This window comes from Olivibacter sp. SDN3, from assembly GCF_014334135.1.
Lineage (GTDB): Bacteria > Bacteroidota > Bacteroidia > Sphingobacteriales > Sphingobacteriaceae > Olivibacter.
Genome location: NZ_CP060497.1, coordinates 1,346,718 through 1,370,962, shown reverse-complemented (window position 1 = coordinate 1,370,962; position 24,245 = coordinate 1,346,718). Strand labels below are relative to the sequence as shown.

Genomic DNA, 24,245 nt, shown 5'->3' with positions numbered 1-24,245 from the left:
CTTTTATGTGGTTTGTCTTTATAGTGCTGGTTTTGTGTAGCTTATGTATGTTGGCATCTTTGTTGCCACCTAACTCCAAAGTGATCTCAATTGTATTCTTATGCTAAGAAATTTCCTGCTTATCGCTTGTAGAAACCTGTATCGAAATAAAACGTATACTGCCATAAATCTAATAGGTTTGTTCGTTGGAATGGTTACTATTATTTTTATCGGCCTTTGGCTTAAGGACGAAATAAGCTTTGATCGTAGTATCAAAGATCACGATAGGGTGGTGCGCTTGATGCACCACTGGAATAACAAAGCATACGGAACCATAGCCACAGAAGATGTTATGCCTATACCGGCAGCGGGGGAGCTGCGCGAAAAATACGGTGAAAGCTTTGATTATGTTGCCCTAGCAAGGCCAGCTGTTACGGTAGTTGCTCACGAAGAAGAGGTGATCAACTTGGAGGGTTCTGTGGCCGAGCCAGGCCTTTTAGGTATACTTTCACCAAAAATGGTGGAAGGAAGTATCGAGGGGTTTGATAGGGCGGACGCCATTTTGATAAGCCAACGGGTGGCCGACATTTTCTTCAAAGAGGATAACGTAATAAACCAGGTGTTGACGCTCAACAACAAGCACATGGTTAACGTCATAGGGGTGTTTGAGGATTTTGAAGGGAACACAAGCTTTTCCGGCCTTGATTTCATACAGCCTTGGTCTTCCTTATTGGCCCAGCAACCCTGGATTCAAAGCAGTTATACGCATTGGAATGATAATTCTTTCCGTCTCTATGCCAAGCTAAAAGAAGGGGCCGATCTCTTGGCAGTAAATCAGAAAATTGAGGGTTTACTGGAGGGTAAACCTAATCGGAATGATCAACCCCGGGTGTTTGCACACCCTATGGATAAGTGGCATCTCTATGGCGAGTTTATCAATGGACATAATACAGGTGGAAACATTTATTATGTTCACCTTTTTACGGTCATTGGAGGTTTTGTACTCTTATTGGCATGTATCAACTTTATGAATTTGAGTACCGCTAGGGCACAAAAAAGGGCAAAAGAGGTGGGTATACGGAAAACGATCGGTTCTAGCTATAAACAGCTGGCTGTTTTCTTCTTTTCGGAGTCCATACTGACGGTTGTTATCGCTTCTTTCTTTGCGCTGCTCTTTGTGTTGATTACCTTGCCTTGGTTTAACCTGTTTACTGAAAAATCTATTCAATTTCCTTATGCTGATGGATACTTTTGGTTAGCCATGGCACTTTTTGTAGGTATTACAGGAATCATTGCAGGTACCTACCCTGCACTTTACCTTTCTTCTTTTAATCCCATAAAATCTTTGAAGGGGATTTTCATGGCTGGAGCAGGAGCTGTTAAACCGAGAAAAGTTTTAGTCGTGGCGCAGTTTACCGTTTCTATTGTACTCATTGTGGGCACGTTAGTGGTATATAAACAGGTCCAATATGCTAAAAACAGACCCGTTGGTTACAACACGAAAGGCTTGGTAGATATTCCAAAAAAGACTGATGCGTTATATAATAAATACGATCTTCTCCGTAATGAAATGATTAGCACCGGTGCAGTCCTGAATACGGCTGAAGCATCCAATAGCATGACCCGCTTTGAAGCAACATTGATTGGCTTCGACTGGAAAGATAAAGACCCCAATGTAGATCCGGAATTTAATGTTTCGTACGTGACCCACGATTTTGGCAATACCGTGGGGTGGCATGTTAGCCGTGGGAGAGATTTTTCCAGGGATTTTGCAACTGACTCTGCTGCGATGATTCTTAATGAGACCGCTGCGCGTTTTATGCAATTGGAAAACCCGATTAACGAGCGAGTGGTGTTTAACGATATCCCTTATCGGGTAGTGGGCGTGATTGAGGATGTAGTAACGGGCTCTCCTTTTAAGCAAGTCATGCCGGCCGTATATCTCTTATCTTATGATATGGTCAATAACATTACGGTCCGTCTGAACCCTGAACTTGCTCCGGCGGAAGCCATAGCGAAATTGGCGGCGGTATTCAAGAGGCATGCACCAGGCGTACCTATACAATATCGCTTTGTTGATGAGGAGTATGCCAAGAAATTTGCTATGGAAGAAAGAGTGGGGCGTATAGCCTCTTGCTTTGCCGCTCTTGCGTTGTTGATTAGCTGTATGGGTGTGTTCGGGTTGGCAGTTTTTGTAGCTGAGCAACGCACAAAGGAAATTGGCGTTCGGAAGGTGTTGGGTGCCACAATTGTACATGTATGGATGCTGTTATCACGCGATTTTCTGAAATTTATACTGTTGGCGATCTTATTAGCACTGCCGCTGTCGGTATACCTCACGGGGATTTGGCTGAACGCTTATGAATATCGTGCGGCTTTCTCTCTATCGGTATTTGCCTTCCCTGCCCTTGGGGTGTGCGCGCTAACGCTCATAACCGTGAGCCTTCAAACATGGAGGGCCGCACGGATTAATCCCACGGACGCCTTGCGTGATGAGTAGATTTTTACTACCTGTCTGTAGCTCATCACAACCAGCATAAACAGCGGCTGGGTTCAATTGTGAGTTTTGTAAATAATATCGCTCGAACATGGCTAATAATTTACTCAAGGCCTTGAGTAAATATAACTTATTATAGACTTATGGTATAATATCCAAGGCTATACTCCAAGTATTATTTACCCCGGGAGTATCTAGTATTACTGCTAAACGCTGTTTTTATAGGGTTGATATATAACGCTTTATAGTGTTTTTAGGCTGGAAATAATAAAAAAAATTGGAAGTAAAGATTTTATTTACGTATTTAGCGGTAGCGTTACCGAAATTATAAACCAATAATTAAATCTGAAGCGCGGACATACGAAATTATGGAGTTTCCAATGGAGTGAAGCTCGTTATATGGTGTAAATACGCATATATTCAAACGTTTTGCAGCAGCTGAATGACCTAACGAATAGCCATATTAGAGCCTAACACCAGTAAACTAATTTTTTAAGAGTAAAGTTTAGATTTTTGATAACCTAATCTTGCACATTTTAGACAAATAACGTTAACGTACACGTTTAGGCGTTTTTTTAAATAAGTTAATTTTTTATGCGTATGGATATATTCAATAAAAACCTAGATAGGCTTTGTTTATTCCCGTGCCTGTTCATGTTTGCTTTTATAAGTAATGTGCATGCACAGATGTTACAGGTAACGGGAATGGTTAGTAACGCAGAAAAACAACCAATCAACGGTGTAACCGTAGTCGTGAAAGGTACCGGCACGGCAACGCAAACGGACGAGAAAGGCAATTTTAATGTGCAGGCAGGGGTTTCCGGTTCTGCCACCCTGTTGTTCAGAATGGTAGGCTACGAGGAGAAGGAAATTGTAACGGGATCTGCAAAGGGGTTGCAGGTGGTACTCGATTATGCAGAAAATTCATTAGATGAAGTTGTAGTTATCGGTTACGGTACGCAACGGAAGAAGGATCTAACGGGAGCGGTGTCGCAGATCAATGCTGAGAAGTTGGAAAATGAGAACCCTACATCCGTTCAGGAATTGCTACGGGCAAATGCCGCGGGTTTAAATGTTGGCTACAGCGCCTCTGCAAAGAATGAGGGCTCCTTGCAGGTACGCGGGAGAAAAAGCTTAACCGCAGGAGGAACTCCTCTGATTGTGCTGGATGGTGTGATATACTACGGTTCACTGAGTGATATTAACCCGAACGATATTGAAACATTTGATATCCTAAAGGACGCCAGTTCTGCGGCAGTTTTCGGTGCGAAAGCTGCCAATGGTGTGATCATGATCACCACAAAAAGAGGCAAAGAGGGTAAAACAGTAATCAATTTAGATGCGAACTATGGCATCGCCTCCATGTCGGTCAATCAACCGATTTATGCTGCAGATGGATATCTTTCCCATCGGGAAAATGTTATGAAAAGCATCAATGAGAATCACCAGCCCTACCAGTTTTCGGATCCGAGACAACTTCCGTCTGATATTTCTCTCGACCAATGGTTTGCCTATGATAATTCAAGCGGCGATCCAATTGATATTTGGTTACAGCGATTAAATATGAAGCAGGTGGAAATTGATAATTACAAACAGGTAAAGTCTATTGATTGGTATGATAGGGTATTTCAAAATGGACGCCGGCAAGACTATACGGTGAATATCTCGAATTCAAAAAAGGAACTCACTTATTTCTGGTCGCTGGGCTATCAGAATAATGAAGGAATTATCGTGGGCGATAAGTTTTCAGTATTGCGAAGCCGACTCAATTTAGAGGGACGTGTAACGGATTTTCTAAGCATCGGCATGAATGCACAGTTCAGTGATAGAGATGAAAGTCAGGTTCCGGTAGCTTGGACGCAGATGGTGAACGTTTCGCCCTGGGGGTCTGAATTTATGGATGATGGGGTAACCTTAAGGTTAAGCCCGCAGGATGATCCGGCAGTGACTGCAAATCCTTTTTTAAATCCAGCCTATACAAATAGACTACAAAAATATACCAACCTCACTTCCATTATTTTTGCAAAGGTGTCGTTACCTTTCGGAATTAATTATCAGGTGAATTTTACGCCCCGGTTCGAATGGTATAAGTATTTGAATCATCAGTCGTCCAACCACCCTAATTGGGGCTTACAAGGTGGAATGGCCACACGTACACAAAGTGATGAGTTTACCTGGCAATTGGATAACATCTTCAAATGGAATAAAACTATTGATGATATCCATCAGTTTGATGTGACTATGCTGATCAATGCAGAGAAATTTAGAAGTTGGAGAAATGTTATCGATAATAACAATTTTAATCCTTCTGATCAGTTGGGCTATCATAATATTGGTGGAGGGACTAATCCGATCGTGAGCAGTGATGATCAGTATAGCACAGGCGATGCATTAATGGGTAGAATTTTTTACTCATTGAAAGATCGTTATATGCTCACGTTGTCGCTGCGTAGGGATGGTTACTCTGCGTTCGGGCAGGCAAATCCCCGTGCGACTTTTCCCGCTGCTGCTTTGGGTTGGGTGTTTACTGATGAAGACTTTTTCTCTTCCAGATGGTTTAATTATGGAAAATTGCGGCTTTCATATGGTGTTAATGGGAACCGCGACATCGGGCGTTATGCGGCATTGGCAAGACTAACCGCAGGAGATTACCTACATGTTGGCTCTGATGGAACCGTGAAGCGAATACCTTCGCTTGAAATAACGAACATGAGTAATAAAGACTTGCAATGGGAAAAAACAGCAGCGTATAATCTGGGACTGGATTTTTCGCTTTGGAACGATAGGATTAGTGGAAGTATTGAGGCTTATAATATGTCTACTACAGATTTGCTCGTAGAACGGGCTCTTCCGCCTATTACGGGTTTTACATCGGTGATGACTAACCTCGGAGAGGTGAATAACAAAGGCTTCGAAATAACACTGAATACACTGAATATGACCAGGGAGAATTTTTCTTGGAATACGTCCGTCAATTTTTCACTGAACAGAAACAAGATTGTTCATTTATACGGCGATATGGCAGATGTTTTAGATGAAAATGGACAGGTAATCGGCCAAAGAGAATTGGACGATATTACAAATAGATGGTTTATCGGGCGGGATATAGATGAGATATGGGATCTTAACGTTCTAGGTGTTTACCAGGAGCATGAGCGTGAGGAAGCTGGTCGCTATGGTGTTGAACCGGGCGACTTCAAACTGGAGGATGTTAACCAGGATGGAAATTATACGGATGCAGATCGCCAGTTTCAGGGTTATACCACACCGCGGTTTAGATGGACGCTTCGGAATGAATTTACCTTTTTTAAGCGAATTAACTTCTCGTTCATGATGTACTCGAATTGGGGTCAGCGGGCAACATTTAATGAAGCAAAGAATATTGGCAACGGTTATATGGATCGAACCAATGCTTATATCCTTCCTTATTGGACACCGGATAACCCGATAAATGATTTTGCTCGTTTGTCATCCAGCAGCGGAAGCGCCGATTACGATATCTACCGGCGGAAATCTTTTATCAGGTTGGATAATATTGCGGCTTCTTACAGTGTACCAAACAGCCTATTGAATAGAACGGGACTACAGGCGCTGAAGGTGGTGCTCAGTGTTCGGAATGCCGGATTTTATGCCCCGGATATGTTTTTGTGGGATCCGGAAAATAACGGACCTACACCGAGAACCGTCATGTTGGGGATTAATTTAACCTTATAAAAAGGATAAACTACATAGTTATTTGCGAAGAAACCCGCATGAGCCATCATTCACAAAAAGAAATCAATAGAACAGCTTATGCCCACTTCATTGCCTTTTAAACTAACTGAGCATAAGCGAGCTCATTGACACCAAAAAAACAAATAAAATATTAATAATCTATTCGAATGAAAAAGATAATAGTATTGATCATAGTTGTTCTGTATTTAGGTTTTACAGGATGCAACAAGAGCTATCTGGAACCTAACCCGCTATCATTTTATTCTACAGAAAATACTTTTGAAAGCCCTGAAGCACTGAGAAATGTGCTGGTGAGCTGCGAAGAAATTATGCGTGAAGAATACCTGACCACTAATGCACCCTTAATTTCAGAACTTATTTTTTCTGAAGTAATGGTTTTTGGCAAAACAGATGCAGCATCACCTGCGCAGAATATGAACTTATCCATTACGCCAGACGCGCAACTGAATGATGGCAGCTACAACCGGATAGGATGGTATTGGGACGAAAGCTATCGAACAATCAAAAATGCCAATACGGTGATTTCAAAAATAGATGAACCGGAATATACTTCGGAGGAGGAACGGAACGCATTGCTGGGAACAGCCTTTTTTCATCGGGCGTACCGCTATTATGGCTTATGCCATCAATTTGGTGATGTGCCGCTGATTTTGAGTTTAGTAGAAACCCCACGGCTGGATTTTTATTCAACTAAACGAGAGGTTATTCTCCGGAGGATGAAAGAAGATTTGGAGTTCGCTGAACAATGGGTGCCAGTGAATGTGGATAAAGGGGCGGTAAATAGGGGGGCCGTGAGCCATTTGCTCACCAAGATAAACCTTTCGCTGGGACTGTTTGATGATGCCATTCAATCGGCAACCAATGTTATCGATGGTGGCGTTCATGCATTGATGACCTCCCGTTTTGGCATTGATGCAGGGCGGGCAGATAAAAATGTGACCTGGGATTTGCATAGAGCCGAAAATAAGGCGTTACCGGAAAATAGGGAAGGAATATTGCTTACGATCGACCGGCTGAATGAACAGGGGAATACCTCTACCGCAAGCCAGTTAATGTATGCACTGGTGCCACAATGGCACAATAATATTGTTACTCCTTCGGGTAATAAGGGCACTTTAGATCGTGCGGGTATTGAAATCGATCAGTCGAGTGCTTATGGTCGAGGGGTGGCCCAAGGACGTGGTACCTGGTATAGTACGCATATGATCTGGAATGATAGTGGTGATGATTATCGCCATGCCCCCGGCAACTGGATGCGGATGGAAGATCTGTTTTATAACAATCAGGATAATCAAGATGCTTATTATGGCGAGCCGCTGCAGAAATACAGTGACGATGGGCGACTACTTGTAACAGATACGATTAGGGCCTGGTTTCAGTGGCCACACTACAAAACCTATATACCTGATTTTACTTATGAACCGGCACGGGGAGGTTACACCGATTGGTATGTGTTCAGGTTGGCAGAGACCCATTTGTTGAGGGCAGAGGCATATACTTGGAAAGGAGATGTGTTGAAGGCGGCAGAAGATATTAACAAAGTGCGGGAAAGAGCGAATGCCGATCCGGTGGGTCCGGAGATGATCAATATCGGATATATCCTCGACGAGCGTAATAGGGAACTCTTTTATGAAGAACCGAGAAAAACAGAGCTCACCCGTATGGCTTACATCTTCGCGCAGACGGGCATACCGGCCTATAATGGAAAAACCTATAGTTTATCCAATTTTTCGGATAACAACTTTTTCTACGACCGGATTATGGAGAAAACGGACTTCTATAATAAGGGCGTGAGAACAAATTATGGCAATGAGTTTAGAATGAGTCCCTATCACGTGCTATGGCCGGTACCGGCAAGCACCATTAATGGAAATACACAGGGGGTTATTAACCAGAATAAGGGCTATGCCGGCTATGAGCGAAACGTTCCGCCGCTAGAATCAATCGAAGAAACGATTGAAGAATAAATGTCGTTATGGCGAAAGTTAACTAAACTAAATCATTAATCGATAAAAAAGCAAGATACATTGATGAAATCACTTAAAAACAAATTTATATGTTGCTGCATGTTTGCTGTAGTATCCCACATTCATCAACTTAGATCACAGGATTTGGATACCAACACGGTAGAAAATAAAGTATTGGCAAGGGATGCCGCGTGGTGCTGGTTCTCCGATCCCCGCGCAGTTTATTTTGAAGGAGAACATAAGCGTCTCTTCTTTGCTTACATCAATAGCCTTGGCGATGTAATGATTGCCTCACAGGATCAGGAAACAGAACAAACAGCGGTGTTTAATTTACATGAGAAACTTCAGGTAGACGATCATAATGTGCCGTCTATCTTGTTTTTACCTGATGGAAAGCTGCTCACTTTCTATACGGAACACGGCGGGCGTTTTTTTATGCGCAAAAGCAAAAATCCTGAGGATATCAGTGCATGGGAAGAGGAAAAAGAGTTGAATTTTGATTTCGAGAATAAGCGTATTTGCTATTCACATCCGGTGATGCTTTCGGCAGAAAATAACCGGATTTATATGTTTTATCGATTGCAGCACCCCATGCCTAAGAATGATACTTATAAGGGCTGGTGGCAGTGTTACGCATATAGTGACGATTTGGGCGAGACTTGGTCGGCCGGAAAACGACTGATTGATAGTCGTGAAATTAACAATGCGGTGTACATGAAAGTGGCGAACAACAGCAATAATCGGATCGATTTTCTGTTTACCGATGGTCATCCGAAGATTGGCCCTTCATCGGTATATCATATGTATTATGAAAAGGACTCCTTATATCAAACAGATGGTACCGCCATGCAGTCGCTGGAGGCTTATCCGGTTCCTATAGAGCAGGTTAATAAAGTCTATGATGTAAAGGAGCATGGAGTGAAATCTTGGATATGGGATGTTTGCCTTGATGGGGAGGGAAGCCCAGTATTGGCCTATACGCAATATCCTGATGAAACCGATCATCGTTATCATTATGTTCGCTGGGATGGAGAACGGTGGCAAGATCAGGAACTTTGTAGAGCAGGACCTTACATTACACGGCTAGAGCCAGGCAAGAAATTGCTGGAAGGACATTATTCAGGTGGGGTCGTACTTGATCACAACGACCCGAAGACTGTTTATTTATCTAAGCAAATCAATGGAGTGTATGAAGTGGAACGCTGGCAATTAAATGATGCGGAAACCTGGGGTGTGGAAAGCCTTACGAGTGGGTCGAAAATAGATAACGTACGGCCTTTTTTGGTAAAACGGGAGCATGGGAAAGCTGAAATGGTGCTTTGGATGCAGGGCACTTATCGTCACTATACCGATTATGACACTAACATATTGCTGCGTACATGGGCCAAATCAAAGTAAGGAAACCAACAGCAGAAATTTTTGTTTGAGGGAATAGTGAAAGTAATTTAGCTGAACGAAATGCCAAAATACCTGAATGGCTTTTGTGAGAAATAGGTTAACTATGTACTCATAACCAAGGTAGCCAATAATATGGGACAGTACGTTGAAGTCGCCTATTTACAGAGCAAACCGCATTACGAGTTGCTGGATGGTTTGAGGGGTGTAGCCGCACTAGCAATCGTCGTTTTTCATTTTCTGGAGTTTGTATACCCAGATTATAGCAAGAATTTTTTAGGTCACGGCTTTCTGGCGGTCGATTTTTTTTTCTGCTTATCGGGCTTCGTAATCGGCTATGCTTATGATGAGCGGATAAGAAAAATAGGCATCTGGCAATTTTTTAAGGCACGGCTCATCAGGTTGCATCCCTTAGTGCTGTTGGGTTCGGTACTGGGTTTGCTAGGGCTTTGGATAGATCCCTTTGCTGATAAGGAATACAATGCGGGAACGCTGTCCTTGATTTTTATCTGTTCTGTTCTGCTCATCCCTTTTCCGGTAATGTCGGAGCGTGGCTTTGGCCTGTTTGGGTTGAACACGCCATCCTGGTCTTTATTCTTTGAATACATCGCTAATATTTTTTACGCGCTCGTACTTTATAGAATCAGTCGGCGCGCATTGACGATATTAACGATCTTAGCGGCGCTTTGGCTTTGTTGGATGAGCTATTGCTCTGGCACGCTGATCGGCGGCTGGGACGGTCCTAGTGTATGGGACGGAGCGGCACGCATTGCTTACTCTTTTCCCGCGGGTCTACTGCTGCATCGCTCTTCCTGGGTTTTTAAAAATAAACTCGGTTTTGTGAGTCTTTCGATATTATTGTTGCTATCTTTCATCGTGCCTTACTTTAGCGCAAATTGGTTCGTGGAGGCGCTTGTCGTACTCTTTTATTTTCCGCTACTGATTGCGCTTGGCGTGGGAGCTGAGTGCTCGAACAGGATCAAAAAACTTTGTGTTTTCTTTGGCAGGGTTTCTTACCCGCTATATATGACACACATCCCTATGATATGGGTTTTCGGTAATTACTATGACAGTTATAACGTGAATACCATGGAGCTGACGTTGATTATTATAGCTGGTACGGCTTTTTCTCTCGTACTTGCCTATACCGTCATGTTGATGTATGATATACCAATCCGTAAATATCTAAATGCGAAGCCGAAATCTGCTTTGGAAAGATTTTCTAAATAAATCAACGATGTTGTCATTCCTGTTTATTAAAAAAAGCCAGGCCATTTTTAGAGAGCTAAACAATGATACACTGTGGGACGGCAGGAAAGGGATACACAACAACTAAAAAGCCTCTCCATTGAAAATATAAAAGTTGGCGCCCTCTTTGGTGAAACCGATATCAAAACGGATATAAATATCTTTCTTGGGAAACAATAAATAACGTAGCCCAACACCAGCAGTTCCTTTAATATTTCGAGCCTCAAAGGCATTGAAATGTGGAGCGACGGCTCCGGCAGCAGCAAAAACTGAAGCGCCCAGCCTTTTACTGAAAGCAAAAGGAAGGATGCGGTACTCTACTTGCGCTGCAATGGCATGTTTGTCTCGAAAGCGTCCTAGATAGTAACCTCGCATCAATCGGTCTCCTCCGAGCTGTGCCAACTGGTTAAAAGGTACTTCGCCCTGTAGAAAATTACCTTTGATCTGCCAGGCCAACACATCTCTTTTTCCGATGGGATGAAAGGATCGGAACTCCACATTCAGGGTACCAAAGTTATAATCACTGGCGAAACCGTCAAAATTGCGTAAATAAGCAACTTCACCGAAACGGCCTTTGCGGACATTCAAGACATTGTGCCGATCGTCATATACCAAAGCCATACCCATGCCGAGGTTGCTCGTCCCTTCTCCCCCAGCCGGAATAGGATACGGATCTCCTTCCGATGGTTGATCAAAACGAACGCCGGAGATCAGTTGGTAATCGACCTCCGGGCCTAAAAAAAGGTTTCTGCTGATCTTCCGGAGTACACGTTGGCGGAATAATATATTAAAGGAGTTGACCGATGCCGGATGGTGTTTAGGTGTGTTTGGACCGATTCCATAATATAAAAGTGGAAATTGCTGGATTTTGGTTTCGCCAAGAAAAAACCATTTGTCCTGATCGCCATAAATAGCATTTTCCAAAACAAGTCCGTACTGCCCTTTAAAAGTGAAGAAGGTAAAAGCTTGTAACTCACTCAGACGGTTCAAGGTATCTCCCTCGGCGTAGAACAGTTTCATAATCGAAGCACCAAGCTCTATGCCTGTCTCCGGAGAAGTTGCAAAAGTGGGATAAATAGTGAGTGTGGCTTGTTCGGCATGTGTAGTATCATTGATGATGGAATTAACATACCGCTTTACCCAATTCTCTTTTAGTTGTTGCGCATGCGTAGAAGGAATCAAAAAATGAAGAAAGAGAACGTAGCGAATAATCTGCTGGATAACAGTTGTATATGTACTTTTTTTCATAAAAATCCCAATCGGATCTGCTTATTACTTATGCTTTTGATGTGAAAAATAGGTAAATTCATTTATTCTCAAAAAGCGGAGCCTTAAACAGAAGAAAATATGGGTAAAAAATTACGCTGAGCAGACGAAGCCAGGCTTTTCGTCCGTACTGAATTATATCCGGAAGAGGTAAGGCTGGGTTCATAGGGACTTTTCCACTAAATATCGATTATATGACCGAACTGATCATGAACTACAGCAACAAGATCTTTGTTTGGCTGATGTTTAGCGTAACAAGCTGTTGTTTTAAATGTTAGCATTAGAGTGAAAGAGCTTTGTCTTTGATAAAGCGGATGTTTTTTGTATATTACTAGCAGTCAACAGGGTGTGGTGTTTAAAATCTAAAGCTTATGAATCGTTTTAAAAGTATATTTGCTGGATTGGTTGGGTTGAGCGTTGTTATGCTCTTTTACTATTTGCTGAAGCCGATTGAGATTACAAAAGAAAATTCAATAGAAGTACAATCTGTGGTTTGGAAGGTCAATGAAGGTGGTTTGGGAGACTATATTGTTGAATTACAGGGGAGAAGTGGTATGTATTTCATTAGTAAGATACATAGTCAGCACCTAAATATTGATAGTTTATCAAAAACACTTACCGGACAGCAGGTCTCCGTGTCCTATCTTAAACCAAAAGCGTTGACAAATTTCGGTCCGATGATCGGTAAAAAACAGATTACTAAATTAATGGTGGATAATATGGTGGTATTTTCGGCTCTTTAATCGGCGTTTAGCATGCTCAACAACTAATTTGCTATACATTTATACCAAAAACGATGGAGCAGTATCTGCCTTTTCTGAATGCGTTTATTTTTTTAGTGCTGGCTTCGGTTCATTTTTATTGGGCTTTTGGTGGTAGGTGGGCGTTTGATGTGGCGATACCAACTGACGTAAATGGTCGCCATTTGTTCCGCCCAAATGCGGTGAACACATTGATGGTGGCTATTGGTTTATTGGGATTTGCCGCTGTAAATTTAGTATATGCAGGCTGGATATATCCTGAGGAGTTGGCTAAGGAATATATACGCTTTTTAATGGCAAGTATAGCTTTCATTTTTGCTTTACGGGCCATGGGTGATTTTAGGTATATCGGATTTACTAAACGTCGGAGCCATTATCGCACTTCCTTCGGTAAGCGTGATACAAAGTTGTATTCTCCGTTATGCCTATTATTGGCTTTCTCCCATCTGTTTGTGCTGCTTTAGCAACCTAAACGATCGCTGTAATCTGAAAGATCCTGCCGCTTAAATTGCCCTGATTAACGAATCGGTACAATGGCACCATAGATCGTAATAAAATAATATTTTTTTGTCCAATTTGAAAAACTTGTTTGTCAATAGGTTTTAACACTTAAAAAATATTAATATTATGGAACAAAGAATCAATGTGCAAGAAAAAGGGCAAAATGCATTAAAAGCAATTTTCGGAATAGGTGTTTACTTAAAAAAATCCGCAATTGACAGAAAATTACTGGAGCTGGTGTATTTTAGGGTGTCGCAGATTAACCAATGCGCTTACTGCTTGGATATGCACTCAAAAGAGCTACGAGCTATGGAAGAGACAGAGCAGCGTTTGTATGGATTGAGCGCATGGCGGGAAACACCGTATTATAGCGATCGGGAACGAGCCGCACTGGCCTGGGCCGAGGCGGTAACGGCTTGCAAAGCACCAGAAGAAGAATATCTACAAGCGAGAGCCAATTTTTCTGAAGAGGAACTGATCGACTTGACCTTGGCAGTTACTACGATAAATACATGGAATCGGATGAATATTGCTTTCCCCAGTATTCCCGGAAACTATCAAGTAGGGCAGTTTGGTTAAGTATATATGAACCCTTTGAATTAACTACATCATGAACGAATTCTTATTAATTTTTCGTAGAGATTTTTCTGCAAAAGAAAATCAACCATCTCCAAGACAATTGCAAAACTCGATTAAACATTGGCAGGATTGGCTTGGAGGGATCGCCGCACAAAAAAAGCTGGCCAGACCTTTACAGCGTTGGGATGGTCAGGGCAAAGTCGTAAAAAAAGGGAAGGTCGTGACGGATGGTCCTTACGTTGAGATAAAAGAATCTATTGGCGGCATGATATTTATATGGGCCGCAGATTACGAGGAAGCAGCAGAGATAGCTAAAGGGTGCCCGGTTTTGGAGTTAGGAGGAAATGTGGAGATTCGTATGGCGGAAACACCGGCAACATCGGAATAATTTAGCGTGGAGGTGCTTATCTAAGCGCTTCCATGCTTTTTTGTATAATTGCTTTATCACTGGCGGAGCGGGCCAAAGACAATGCTGTCTGTAAATGTGTATAGGCTTTTTTATTATCAATATTGGTATATAGATTGCCTAGTAGCACAAAATAAAAATGATTGTCGTCCATGTTCAGCTTTTCTGCCTCGCTGATGGCATGGCTGTTTCCCCTTGCTTTTGCCAGCGCAAAAACCCTATTCATTGCTGCAACGGGTGAGTACGCTTCAAGTACCAAATGATTATACAGTTGCAGGATATTTTCCCATTTCTCTTTTGAATCTTCCTTGTGCGTATGCCAATAAGCTATGCCTGCTTCCAAGTGGTATTTTGTTAGTTCTTTACCGTGAGAGGCCAGGTTGAGATAGCGTTTTCCCTGCTCAATCAGTTCCTGGTTCCACTGCGCTTCATCCTGATCTTGATATAAAATCATTTCTCCAAAATCATTGACTCGGGCGTCAAACCGGGAGACATGAAAGCACATTAAAGCTAATAGGGCGTTAACGGAGGGCTTATTGGTCGTCTGATTTTCAATGAGCAGATGGGTCATACGCATTGCTTCTGCGCAAAGATCTTTGCGCATGGTAGTATCTTGCGAAGAGGAATAATAGCCTTCCGAGAAAAGTAAATACAGCGTGGTTAAAACAGTATCGAGCCGACTGGTAATCTGTGATAGACTGGGCTGCGCTATCTTTATATTTTCTTCTTTTAGCTTTTCTTTCGCCCGATTGATGCGCTTGTAGATAACTTCTCTGTTGCTTAAAAAGGCATCTGCAATTTCTTGTACACCAAAACCACATAGCAGATGTAGCGCCAAAGCGATTTGAGATTCATGGGAGATGTTAGGATTGCATACGGTAAAAATCATGGCAAGCTGACTGTCGGCAATGCTTTTAGTGGAAAGGTCAACTTCAATTTCTTCTGTTCGCGGTGCGAGATGTTTGATCTCTGGTGAAAGCTTCTGCTCAAAAAGGGCATTCCTTTTTAGGTAATTTTTTGTCTTATTTTTTGCGACAGTATAAAGCCATGCGGTAGGATTTTGAGGAGTGCCTTTCAAACTCCAATCTTCTGTGGCCGTAAGGAAAGTGTCGCTAACAATATCTTGCGCTATTTCAATATGTTGTATACCAAAAAGATAACAAAGCACTGAAACGAGTTTTTGGTACTCTTTTCTGAATAGATCTGGCAATAAGGTGTCTTCTTTCATGTAAAAAATGATTCTGTAAAGATACTAACGCTTTTTCTTTTATGGGCAGATAGCTTTAACCTTATTCAGCATCAAGAGCTTATACGTCATCTAATAGACGCATTTTGCGTGCTATTTGTCGCTATTACCCCTTGTTCCTGCAGGGAGAATTGAAGTATCTTTGAATGGGAACAAAAATGAAAATTATGAAACCTGATACAGACCATCTGGAAGAATTGTTTAAAAAGGTCACGCTTGAGTTGGTGCAGCAGCTTAATTCACTGACCGAGGAACAGCTAAATAAAAAATTTGTACCCGATAAATGGACTCCTGGCCAATTGGGTGTACATCTCTATAAGTCTTATGCATCTATTGATACCATCAAAGGAACAACGGAAGCAGCTAATAGGCCGGTAGATAAAAAAATACCCAGCATAAAAGATGTCTTTCTGAATTTTGAAGCACGCTACGATGCACCGGAAGAAATAATTCCTCCAGACGGCTGGGTGAGTAAGGATGAACTGATAAACGGTTTGCGTGAAAGGATTGATCAACAAAATAGTGTGTGGCAGCAAGATGATCTATCTCGTTTGTGTATCGATTTTGCAATACCCGGCTATGGCACCTTTACACGCTTGGAATGGTTAGCGTTAAATACTTACCATACCTTACGACATGTAAAACAGCTAAAAGAGCAAATAGGCTTTTAATAGACCTGAAAACAGTGGAGAACAGCGATATAGGGAAGCGGGTCTTTGAGGCAATATCTGTACAATAGATCGCTTGGTAATCCACTGCACCTTGATAAGATCTAGCGGCGCCGCTTAGCTGCCGCTATTTCGGTTTTTATTCTTTCGTTAATATTAATCTTCGCTCCAGTGAATACAAAAATATTTGTTCCGTACTCTCTGGCATAGCTGTTAGTAATGGAGTCTGCAATTTGTGCATCGTGAAAATAAGGACTGGTTTCTTCTAACTCACGGACGGTACTACCAGCGTTTTTTACCCGTATAAGGTTGGTATACGGTAGTTCAAGGTTAAACCAGTTGAGGTAATCGGCATTAAAGGATACGGCCTTGATACCTTGCTTGGTGTAATAGTTGATAGCTCCTGCTTGCCCGTAATTATCGCAGAGAACAAGTGTTTTGTTTCGCTCGACAAGAATGGAGTATGCCTTGTCAACCTTATAAGCTAACTCTTTCCAGCCGAGCATATCGGCATAATCTTGCGGTAAACTATGATCTTTGCCATCTTCCCAGCGCAGCATTCCCAACGCTTTATATTGCTGTTGGTTCTCTATAATATAGGCTGGTGTTTTATTCGGGAAGGCTACTTCGTACATGGGAATAAAAAAAAGTAAGGGGATTAATAACGTAACTGGCCGTAAATATCTTTTCCATCCTACACGCAGCAGATTTGCGAGGAAGACTGCCCCAAAAGCTATATAGATAGGGTATATGCCGATAGCATAGTAACTTTTCGACCGTAGATAGAGAAAAATGACCAGCGTGAAAACCATCGCCCAAAAGAAGAGCTGATATTTTTTAAAAGGTTTGTAAAATAATAAAGCATATAGACCTGAGAAAATAACAACTAGAGACCCGATAAAAAAAAGTAACTGCGAACGAAGAAAGCTCCATCTATCTACATTTACCAGGTGTGTTTCTGCCAGCTCTTGTAGATGGTGGATTACAGGAAAATTATTAAAGTATTGCCATAGAAGATTGGGTAGAATAATTAGCAAAGCCAATAAAATGGCTAAATAGAAATGTTTTTGAAGAAAAAGCTTACGTTGTTGGCTGATCAGAATAGCAGGAAGAAGCCCCATCATTAGAAACACAATATTGTATTTATTTAGAAATCCCAGAGCAAATACGGTCGCTCCGAGGAAAAGCCATTTAGGTTTTTCTGTAGACAGGTATGTTAACACAAAGAAATACAATGCTGTCCAACATAACACATCCAAGGAATTGGGCTGGTAAAGCGTGTTTAATCTTAATAGCGACGAAAATAAAACACAGGTGGCCCCTAAAATCAATGCAAATAGATTCCCTTTTAATACCTCAATAGCTTTCCAAACGGTTAAAATAGTTAACGCACCAAAAAGCGCTGGGAAAAATTTAACCCAAAACACCGAATTGCCTAGGAGTTTAATGATGTAAGAAATCCAGGAAGTAACCGGAGGAACAGACAGGTAGCCCCAAGCTAAATGGTTAGCCTGGTCGAGATGTAGGTATTCATCTCGCTGTAATTCGTATTCAGGACTTATTAGATGGTACTGTAATAGAAACTTTAGCACGATGAAGCCGATTAATATGGTTGATTCTTTTGTCATTACAGCTGGCGTGTTATATCGTACGATAAATACAGTGACTAGGTCAATTTCTTAACCAAAATAAATATAATGTTTGGCATTTACGAATACCAATGAAAACAAATTTAGTGAAATAGGTCCCCCTAGAAGTATTAGTTTATCGCTCAAGCTGCGTAAAATTTCTTCGGCTGTAAATTCTTTTTTATTTTAGCGGATGGTTAATGGCTTAAATGAAGATTATGGAGCCTTTAAAAATGGTACCACCAACATCGGTTGCTTTATTGGTAAAGGATATCCTGATATTTGAGGAAACTGATTCTGGGAAGGAAACAAATTTACCTTTTTTTGCAGATGGTTATCCGGGTTTGCTTTTTCAACAAACGGCACATGGCCTGTTTATTAAACCTCATAATAAATTGATGCCGACTTCTTTTTTATACGGGCAAACCATCCGGCCCATCGAAATGCAAATCAGCGGGGCCTATTTGCTGGTTATCTTTCGGTTATACCCCTTTGTCTTTAAAAGTTTCTTCGGTGTAGATCCGAAATCGATCAATGATGGATGTTATGATTTGGAGGCTTTCCGGGAGGTGGATATGACATCTTTTAACCGGCATTTGTTCGCTCACGGAACAGTGGAGGCTAAGGTGAAGGCTATTGCCAATTTATTGTTTGGTTTACTGGAGCGGAAAAAACAAAACTTGGATTTCAAAGTTAAACAGGTGATCGAGCGGATCATCCGCACGAACGGACAGGAAAGTATCCATTCGATTGCTTCGGCCGTGCATGTTAACGGAAGGACGCTCGAGCGTAGATTTTTAAGGGAGACCGGACTGCCGCCCAAGCAGTTTGCGCGGATTATTCAGTTTAATGCTTCTTTTGAACAGCTCGCACAAAAGGATTTTGACAAAATGAATGAAGTGGTGTACGCTAATGGATTTGCTGATCAATCACACTTTATACGGGTGTTCAAAGCTTTTACTGGTAAAACACCACGGGTTTTTTCAAAGAGAATGAATTAAGCATACTGCCAACTGTCGTTTTTTTTCTATTTTTCGCTAGCAGATCTCTGCAAATTTGTGGTATCAAAAACATTAAATTTTTTATCATGAATATTGTAGTATTTGGATCCACCGGCAGCGTAGGCACGCACATTGTAAAACAAGCACTTGAAAAAGGCTTTCAGGTGAGGGCTTTTACCCGTAGGCCAGAAAAACTAGCCCCACAAGCTCGCCTAGAGGTTTTTAAAGGAGATCTCATGGATAGACAAGCGGTAGAGAAAGCGGTAAGCAATCAGGATGCAGTATTGTGCGCTATTGGCGACGGTGGTAAAGGAGGTATCAGGGCTTTGGGTACCCGGCATATTATCGATGCTATGCAGACAGTAGGCATCCGGAGGATTATCTGTGAAACAACCTTGGGCCTCGGAGAGAGTAAAGGAAACCTGAATTTTTTCTGGAAGTATATTATGTTTGGGCTTTTGCTGAAAAAAGCTTTCAACGATCATAAGTTACAGGAAGAATATTTGTTTAAAAGCAATTTAGATTATACTATCGTACGCCCAGCCGCATTTAGTGATGGCGCGCAGACAGCCAATTTTAAGGTGGGGTTTGATGGCAATGCAAAGGGGTTGAGCCTTAAAATAGCCAGGGCAGACGTAGCGGGGTTTATGTTGAGAGAACTGGAAACCGGGCAATACGTGAAAAAACCGGTGAGTATCTCTAATTAATTAGTCTCTTTTGATTTTTTAGTGGAAATATGGGCGTAGTTGACCCCCTCCATAAAGAAGCAATAGGGCATTCAAAAGGTGTTGCTTGGATTTTTCGTTTTGTGGGAACGTTCCGTACCTACAAAAAGATGTACCAGACTTCATGTTTCCTGAAAAAGGCTTGGGCATTGACTCGGTAAGTTAGAAATTTCTTAAAAAAATGCGGCTAATGGTATTTATAGGTTCGTAAAGATACTTATTTGCCTTAGAGGATACAATTAACTGTGATTTTTAATGTAAAAATGCTTTTTTTGCATAGCTCATAGAAACGCACGGCGGTGAAGAAGCATAAGGTTTTATTATGGGTTAAAGCAAATAATTATTAACGAAAATGAAGAAATTAGTTCTTGGGTTAGTGTTTGCGCTTGCGGGTCAAACTGTAAAAAGCCAAACATTGGAAAAAATGCAATGGTTCAATGAACCCGAAAAATGGGAGATTAAAGATGGGGCATTGATTATGCAGGTTACACCGAAAACTGATTATTGGCGGGTTTCCCATTACGGGTTTACTGTAGACGATGCACCATTTTACTTTGCAAACTATGGAGGGGAATTTGAAGCAAAGGTAAAACTGTCCGGTGATTACAAAGCGAGGTTTGATCAAATGGGACTAATGATCAGGATAGATCATGAACGCTATATTAAAACCGGAATTGAGTTTGTCGATGGAAAATACAATATCAGTACGGTAGTGACGCAGGGAAAAAGCGACTGGAGTGTAACTCCTCTGGAAAAGACACCTCCTTTCATATGGATTAAAGTGCTAAGGCGTTTGGATGCATTGGAAGTGTTTTACTCTTATGACGACAAAAACTATGTGATGACCCGTAATGCGCCTTTGCCGGATAATATGCCGGTGATGATCGGGTTGATGGCGGCATCTCCTGATGGCGAAGGTTTCGAGGCGAAGTTTGAGCATTTCTCGGTAAAGCATTTACCTGACCAAAGACGGATAGAATGGTTGGAGAAAAACAACTAAGCGAGGATGCCGGCTTACTACAACTATTAGAAAATCCGTCACCAATGGTGGCGGAAGCTCTTTTGCTTTATCTCACCATAATGCGAATCTTTCCATTTCCATTCTTGGTGATAGCTTTTATCCTTCCAGCTTTATCTGCACCATCAAAACGGTCGTAATAGTAAACTTCAGTGCCGCCAATCGACTTCAGTTTGCCGCGGATCTCTTCGTTTGCAAATCGATCATAATAGGTGATGGCTTCTCCACCTATTGACTTTATCTTGCCCTGTAGCTCTTCTTGGTCGAATTGATCGTAATAATCGATCGTTGTATCACCAATACGTTTGACCTTCCCACGTTTCGTTTCGTTATCAAAACTATCGTAATAATCAATCTGTATAGTTCCTATTGATTTTAACTTGCCCTGTTTTTCTTTGGTGTCGAAGCGATCATAATAGTCAAATTGAAGTGAAGCGTCGTCAAAACGGTTGAAAGTGTTAGAAAGCTGACCGTCGTTATTTAAGTCGAGCTGTAAATCGGAAAAAAGGAAACGGATACGCCCGATTTGATCCAGCGTGTTAAGTGTAACAACTAATTGAGGCTGTGCTTGGGCAGCGCTTGGATAAACAAAGACAATGGCGCAGATTAACAACACGTAAAGCATAATTTTCTTCATAGATATAAATCGTCTTTACGTGTTGGAGTATTTTAAATAACCAAAGTTTAATGCTTAGCGCTTTTTTTAATCAGTTCAATGGTACTTGCAAAATCATCTTCGCCGTAACCGTTTGCAACGCGCTGCTTCATCAAAAGTTCTATCGGAACGAGCAAATCTGGTCTTACACCTTGTGAAATGCTAAAATCAATGAGACTTCCACCCGAAACTTGCATGGCAAGAGACGCTTCTTGAGACGCATAATTCCCCTTATCAATCTGCAACGCCATCTCGGGCAAGGTTGTCATCATTGCCTGTAACCAGGGGATGAATAATGAAGCTGTGAATTCTTTTGCTGGTATATGCTCGCTGTCTAATAAGGCGATTGCTTGGAGAAATCCACCAAACATGCTATACATTCCACTCAGTAGCGCCAAGTCATGTAATGAAGCCAATCCGGCATCGGTTCCCAGAAACTTGGCTTCCCCAAGGGCCTGCAGGGTGTTTCGGTGCTTTTCATAGCTAAAAGAACTTCCGCTGTAGAGTATAAAGATATCCTTTCGACCGATGAGCGATGGTACCGCCATGATTCCGCCATCAAGGTAAGCTTTTCCTCCTTTACTTTCAATAAATGATGCCATCTCTCTAGCCTGTCCGGGTGTGCCATTCGTAAGGTTAACCACGGTACGGCCTCGTAGGGAATCGTCTTTCAAATTTTCTAGAATGTTGTATACTGCGTCATAGTTGAGGAGACAAATAATGATCAAAGAGCTAGCAGCGATAGCTTCAGGGAGGAGCCCGGAGTTTTTAGCTCCCGCTGCGATGAGTTCGTTGGCTTTCCCCGACGATCGATTCCATACAGTAGTTTTGTGATCAGCATGAAGAAAAGCCTTAGCTAGGGCTTTACCCATAGCGCCTAAGCCCAGTACAGTGACCGCCTCTTTTTTATTCGTTTCTGCCATATCAATACAGTTAAAAAATTAAAAGTGTTTTTTCCTTAATCTTAATACATGAGACAATATATTCCGGCCTCCCTCGGCCGAGCTAGTGCCCTTTTTTCTGATAGATTTCAAGAGGGGTTTTTTATTGCTTCAATAAGGCTTGGCCAACCATCTCTACCGTGTCCAGTGGCAATCGTGCGATCGTAGAGTGCTTTTACAGCGCCCGGCAATCCAGCATTTAATCCTGCAGATCGGCTAGCGCCTACAATGTGGTCTGCCGTTGCTCCCATCATGATGATGTTGGCCATATCGCCTGGGTATACCCCCATGTCGATGTGATCCGCAGCCTCAGTCAAGCCGCCAATCGCTGGTAGGTTCTCGAACATCTCGATGGCATAGGGAAGAAATGCTTTCGCAGATATTCCTGCTGACCCAACTAGGGCGGTAGCATGCAGATAAGCCGATAGGGATGTAAGGAAAATGTCCAATTGTGCTTGGTAGAAAAGTTGAGCGAGCCCAGGATCTTCGCCAACGTAGTCGGGCTTACCAATCAATTGCAGTGAACCCTCGTGAAGTTCGAAAACAGATTTTAGCCCGCTATAAAACACGTATGCTCCCGCTTTGCCTACAAGATCTGCAGGAACCATGATGCCTCCAACGATAAGCGAAGCGCCCCTTTCCGCTAGCCATACAGACGCCGCTCTAGTTTTCTGTGGCGTGTCTGAACTGAGATTGACAATCACCTTGTCTGCTAATAACACATCGGTTGCGTCCAAAATATCGTACATTGCTGCGTAATCTGTAAGGCTGAGTAATACAAGGTCTGAAGCTTGCAAAGCATCGGTAACAGTAGGTGCCAGAATAGCGCCGTTTGCCACTAATTTCTCTGCTCTGCTTGCCGTTCGATTCCACACTGTCACACGATAACCGTTTTCTAAATACACATTCGCTATGGCTTGCCCCATTGGTCCTAGGCCAATCAGGGTTACCTTGTTTTTACCGTTTATTGAATGATTCATTTCCTAATTTGTTTATTGCAAAAATAAACTACCAGTAGGGGTACGATACTGTACAAAAGGCGGTAAACACTTTAAGAATTACGGAATGCTAAGGGGCTTTCACCCGCGAGGCGCTTGAAGAAAACGGAAAAGTAATCGGGATTGTCAAAGTGAAGCTCATAAGCAATCTGGGAAACGGTCATATTCGTTTGTCTCAATAGCGATTTGGCGTGGTGCAGTCGCGCATTGTGGATAACCTGAAGGGCGCTCTGACCGCTGATATTCTTGATGGTTTCAGAGAGATGCTTAGAACTCATGTGCATGTGTTCAGCATAACTGCCCACGGAATCGAAGTCAAGGTAGTGTTGTTGCACCAACGACATGAATTGGTTGTAAATCTCTTGCTCACGACCAACACCATTTGGTATCGGTAGATGATTGCGGTAATAAGCTTTGCCTTTCAACAACAGAATATTGAGGTAGTTCTTGATGATCTCCCGACTAAAGATGGTATAATGATCGTATTCATGTTTTATTTTACGAAACAATTCGGCAATCTCTTTCACCATTTGGGGCTCTAAGGCTATGCCTGGTGTATTAAGCGAATTAAAGAAAGGAAAATCTTGCAGAAAGCGTTCATTTGATGGGTTTAGATGGATAAATTCAGGCTTGAATAAGATGGTAAAACCTTTATAGGGTACTGACGACGTACCACTTTGGCAGGATTGTAGACGGTATGGACTGATGAAAAACAGGTTGCTTTTGTTAGGTGATGACGTAAAATCGAACTGGTCAACGCTGTATTTACAGTCGGAGTCCATCTCAAACACAACCTCAAAATAATGACTGCGATAGGGGAGATCTTCTACACAAGTAGCCCAATTGACATCTGCCCAGTCATATATCACAAAATCAGAAAACTTGCTTTCTATTTGCAGATTAGTGCGCTGTAGGTAGTCACTTATTTCGCTGAATTGGAGGATATTGGTCATAACATAAGTATTGAATAAAAGCAAAGCTACTGATAAATTTCTTGGAGTGGTACAAAATTGTATTGGTTAAAAGTAAAA

The 24,245-nt window shown here is 42.0% G+C and carries 20 protein-coding genes; 13 read left to right on the top strand and 7 right to left on the bottom strand.

From position 1 onward, the window contains the following. Window positions 1-100: 100 nt before the first annotated feature. The 5 genes from H8S90_RS05450 to H8S90_RS05430 all read left to right on the top strand — a co-directional run bounded on the left by H8S90_RS05450 (window position 101) and on the right by H8S90_RS05430 (window position 10,803). A complete protein-coding gene (locus tag H8S90_RS05450) occupies window positions 101-2,479 on the top strand; it encodes an ABC transporter permease (protein ID WP_187341572.1) in 2,379 nt (792 codons plus the stop codon). A gap of 651 nt (window positions 2,480-3,130) precedes the next feature. Next, a complete protein-coding gene (locus H8S90_RS05445; RefSeq protein ID WP_222852246.1) occupies window positions 3,131-6,190 on the top strand; it encodes a SusC/RagA family TonB-linked outer membrane protein in 3,060 nt (1,019 codons plus the stop codon). Window positions 6,191-6,357: 167 nt separating this feature from the next. After that, window positions 6,358-8,178, top strand: coding sequence for a RagB/SusD family nutrient uptake outer membrane protein (locus H8S90_RS05440; protein WP_187341570.1), 1,821 nt, complete (start codon window positions 6,358-6,360; stop codon window positions 8,176-8,178). Between the two features lie 99 nt (window positions 8,179-8,277). Beyond that, the gene (locus H8S90_RS05435) at window positions 8,278-9,576 is read left to right on the top strand and encodes a BNR-4 repeat-containing protein (protein WP_187341569.1); all 1,299 of its coding nucleotides are present in this window, start codon (window positions 8,278-8,280) and stop codon (window positions 9,574-9,576) included. Window positions 9,577-9,708: 132 nt separating this feature from the next. Beyond that, window positions 9,709-10,803, top strand: coding sequence for an acyltransferase (locus H8S90_RS05430; RefSeq protein WP_187341568.1), 1,095 nt, complete (start codon window positions 9,709-9,711; stop codon window positions 10,801-10,803). A gap of 102 nt (window positions 10,804-10,905) precedes the next feature. Here the strand turns inward: H8S90_RS05430 and H8S90_RS05425 are convergent, their stop codons facing one another. Beyond that, a complete protein-coding gene (locus H8S90_RS05425) occupies window positions 10,906-12,069 on the bottom strand; it encodes a BamA/TamA family outer membrane protein (protein WP_187341567.1) in 1,164 nt (387 codons plus the stop codon). Window positions 12,070-12,458: 389 nt separating this feature from the next. On the opposite strand from H8S90_RS05425, the gene H8S90_RS05420 reads away from it, so the two are divergent. The 4 genes from H8S90_RS05420 to H8S90_RS05405 all read left to right on the top strand — a co-directional run bounded on the left by H8S90_RS05420 (window position 12,459) and on the right by H8S90_RS05405 (window position 14,316). Then, entirely contained in the window at window positions 12,459-12,830 is a 372-nt protein-coding gene (locus H8S90_RS05420) for a hypothetical protein (protein ID WP_187341566.1), read from the top strand. 53 nt (window positions 12,831-12,883) lie between these two features. Next, a complete protein-coding gene (locus H8S90_RS05415) occupies window positions 12,884-13,312 on the top strand; it encodes a DUF3995 domain-containing protein (protein ID WP_187341565.1) in 429 nt (142 codons plus the stop codon). Between the two features lie 163 nt (window positions 13,313-13,475). Continuing rightward, on the top strand, window positions 13,476-13,928 hold the full coding sequence (locus H8S90_RS05410) for a carboxymuconolactone decarboxylase family protein (RefSeq protein WP_187341564.1): 453 nt from the start codon (window positions 13,476-13,478) through the stop codon (window positions 13,926-13,928). 31 nt (window positions 13,929-13,959) lie between these two features. Further along, window positions 13,960-14,316, top strand: a complete 357-nt coding sequence (locus tag H8S90_RS05405; protein WP_187341563.1) for a YciI family protein — start codon at window positions 13,960-13,962, stop codon at window positions 14,314-14,316. 16 nt (window positions 14,317-14,332) lie between these two features. Here the strand turns inward: H8S90_RS05405 and H8S90_RS05400 are convergent, their stop codons facing one another. Beyond that, window positions 14,333-15,562 (bottom strand): RNA polymerase sigma factor, encoded by a 1,230-nt coding sequence (locus H8S90_RS05400; protein WP_187341562.1) that lies wholly within the window; start codon window positions 15,560-15,562, stop codon window positions 14,333-14,335. Between the two features lie 185 nt (window positions 15,563-15,747). On the opposite strand from H8S90_RS05400, the gene H8S90_RS05395 reads away from it, so the two are divergent. Next, window positions 15,748-16,251, top strand: coding sequence for a DinB family protein (locus H8S90_RS05395; RefSeq protein WP_187341561.1), 504 nt, complete (start codon window positions 15,748-15,750; stop codon window positions 16,249-16,251). Between the two features lie 101 nt (window positions 16,252-16,352). Here the strand turns inward: H8S90_RS05395 and H8S90_RS05390 are convergent, their stop codons facing one another. Then, on the bottom strand, window positions 16,353-17,876 hold the full coding sequence (locus tag H8S90_RS05390; RefSeq protein ID WP_187341560.1) for a glycosyltransferase family 39 protein: 1,524 nt from the start codon (window positions 17,874-17,876) through the stop codon (window positions 16,353-16,355). A 218-nt stretch (window positions 17,877-18,094) separates the two neighbouring features. On the opposite strand from H8S90_RS05390, the gene H8S90_RS05385 reads away from it, so the two are divergent. The 3 genes from H8S90_RS05385 to H8S90_RS05375 all read left to right on the top strand — a co-directional run bounded on the left by H8S90_RS05385 (window position 18,095) and on the right by H8S90_RS05375 (window position 20,602). Then, a complete protein-coding gene (locus H8S90_RS05385) occupies window positions 18,095-18,877 on the top strand; it encodes a helix-turn-helix domain-containing protein (RefSeq protein WP_187341559.1) in 783 nt (260 codons plus the stop codon). A gap of 86 nt (window positions 18,878-18,963) precedes the next feature. After that, window positions 18,964-19,584 (top strand): NAD(P)-dependent oxidoreductase, encoded by a 621-nt coding sequence (locus H8S90_RS05380; protein ID WP_187341558.1) that lies wholly within the window; start codon window positions 18,964-18,966, stop codon window positions 19,582-19,584. 370 nt (window positions 19,585-19,954) lie between these two features. Beyond that, a complete protein-coding gene (locus H8S90_RS05375) occupies window positions 19,955-20,602 on the top strand; it encodes a DUF1349 domain-containing protein (protein WP_187341557.1) in 648 nt (215 codons plus the stop codon). A 67-nt stretch (window positions 20,603-20,669) separates the two neighbouring features. Here H8S90_RS05375 and H8S90_RS05370 read toward each other — a convergent pair whose 3' ends face one another. The 4 genes from H8S90_RS05370 to H8S90_RS05355 form a co-directional block, all read right to left on the bottom strand. After that, window positions 20,670-21,257, bottom strand: a complete 588-nt coding sequence (locus tag H8S90_RS05370) for a hypothetical protein (RefSeq protein ID WP_187341556.1) — start codon at window positions 21,255-21,257, stop codon at window positions 20,670-20,672. Between the two features lie 47 nt (window positions 21,258-21,304). Continuing rightward, on the bottom strand, window positions 21,305-22,198 hold the full coding sequence (locus H8S90_RS05365; protein WP_187341555.1) for an NAD(P)-dependent oxidoreductase: 894 nt from the start codon (window positions 22,196-22,198) through the stop codon (window positions 21,305-21,307). Between the two features lie 107 nt (window positions 22,199-22,305). Further along, on the bottom strand, window positions 22,306-23,196 hold the full coding sequence (locus H8S90_RS05360; protein ID WP_187341554.1) for an NAD(P)-dependent oxidoreductase: 891 nt from the start codon (window positions 23,194-23,196) through the stop codon (window positions 22,306-22,308). A 71-nt stretch (window positions 23,197-23,267) separates the two neighbouring features. Continuing rightward, complete coding sequence (locus H8S90_RS05355; protein ID WP_187341553.1) at window positions 23,268-24,167, bottom strand: AraC family transcriptional regulator; 900 nt, start codon at window positions 24,165-24,167, stop codon at window positions 23,268-23,270. Between the last annotated feature and the right edge of the window lie 78 nt (window positions 24,168-24,245).

What these genes read in the sequence shown, in the direction of transcription:
- H8S90_RS05450 (WP_187341572.1), top strand. Translation starts at nt 101, where the DNA reads ATGCTAAGAAATTTCCTGCTTATCGCTTGTAGAAACCTGTATCGAAAT.
- H8S90_RS05445 (WP_222852246.1), top strand. Translation starts at nt 3,131, where the DNA reads ATGTTTGCTTTTATAAGTAATGTGCATGCACAGATGTTACAGGTAACG.
- H8S90_RS05440 (WP_187341570.1), top strand. Translation starts at nt 6,358, where the DNA reads ATGAAAAAGATAATAGTATTGATCATAGTTGTTCTGTATTTAGGTTTT.
- H8S90_RS05435 (WP_187341569.1), top strand. Translation starts at nt 8,278, where the DNA reads ATGTTTGCTGTAGTATCCCACATTCATCAACTTAGATCACAGGATTTG.
- H8S90_RS05430 (WP_187341568.1), top strand. Translation starts at nt 9,709, where the DNA reads ATGGGACAGTACGTTGAAGTCGCCTATTTACAGAGCAAACCGCATTAC.
- H8S90_RS05425 (WP_187341567.1), bottom strand. Translation starts at nt 12,069, where the DNA reads ATGAAAAAAAGTACATATACAACTGTTATCCAGCAGATTATTCGCTAC.
- H8S90_RS05420 (WP_187341566.1), top strand. Translation starts at nt 12,459, where the DNA reads ATGAATCGTTTTAAAAGTATATTTGCTGGATTGGTTGGGTTGAGCGTT.
- H8S90_RS05415 (WP_187341565.1), top strand. Translation starts at nt 12,884, where the DNA reads ATGGAGCAGTATCTGCCTTTTCTGAATGCGTTTATTTTTTTAGTGCTG.
- H8S90_RS05410 (WP_187341564.1), top strand. Translation starts at nt 13,476, where the DNA reads ATGGAACAAAGAATCAATGTGCAAGAAAAAGGGCAAAATGCATTAAAA.
- H8S90_RS05405 (WP_187341563.1), top strand. Translation starts at nt 13,960, where the DNA reads ATGAACGAATTCTTATTAATTTTTCGTAGAGATTTTTCTGCAAAAGAA.
- H8S90_RS05400 (WP_187341562.1), bottom strand. Translation starts at nt 15,562, where the DNA reads ATGAAAGAAGACACCTTATTGCCAGATCTATTCAGAAAAGAGTACCAA.
- H8S90_RS05395 (WP_187341561.1), top strand. Translation starts at nt 15,748, where the DNA reads ATGAAACCTGATACAGACCATCTGGAAGAATTGTTTAAAAAGGTCACG.
- H8S90_RS05390 (WP_187341560.1), bottom strand. Translation starts at nt 17,876, where the DNA reads ATGACAAAAGAATCAACCATATTAATCGGCTTCATCGTGCTAAAGTTT.
- H8S90_RS05385 (WP_187341559.1), top strand. Translation starts at nt 18,095, where the DNA reads ATGGAGCCTTTAAAAATGGTACCACCAACATCGGTTGCTTTATTGGTA.
- H8S90_RS05380 (WP_187341558.1), top strand. Translation starts at nt 18,964, where the DNA reads ATGAATATTGTAGTATTTGGATCCACCGGCAGCGTAGGCACGCACATT.
- H8S90_RS05375 (WP_187341557.1), top strand. Translation starts at nt 19,955, where the DNA reads ATGAAGAAATTAGTTCTTGGGTTAGTGTTTGCGCTTGCGGGTCAAACT.
- H8S90_RS05370 (WP_187341556.1), bottom strand. Translation starts at nt 21,257, where the DNA reads ATGAAGAAAATTATGCTTTACGTGTTGTTAATCTGCGCCATTGTCTTT.
- H8S90_RS05365 (WP_187341555.1), bottom strand. Translation starts at nt 22,198, where the DNA reads ATGGCAGAAACGAATAAAAAAGAGGCGGTCACTGTACTGGGCTTAGGC.
- H8S90_RS05360 (WP_187341554.1), bottom strand. Translation starts at nt 23,196, where the DNA reads ATGAATCATTCAATAAACGGTAAAAACAAGGTAACCCTGATTGGCCTA.
- H8S90_RS05355 (WP_187341553.1), bottom strand. Translation starts at nt 24,167, where the DNA reads ATGACCAATATCCTCCAATTCAGCGAAATAAGTGACTACCTACAGCGC.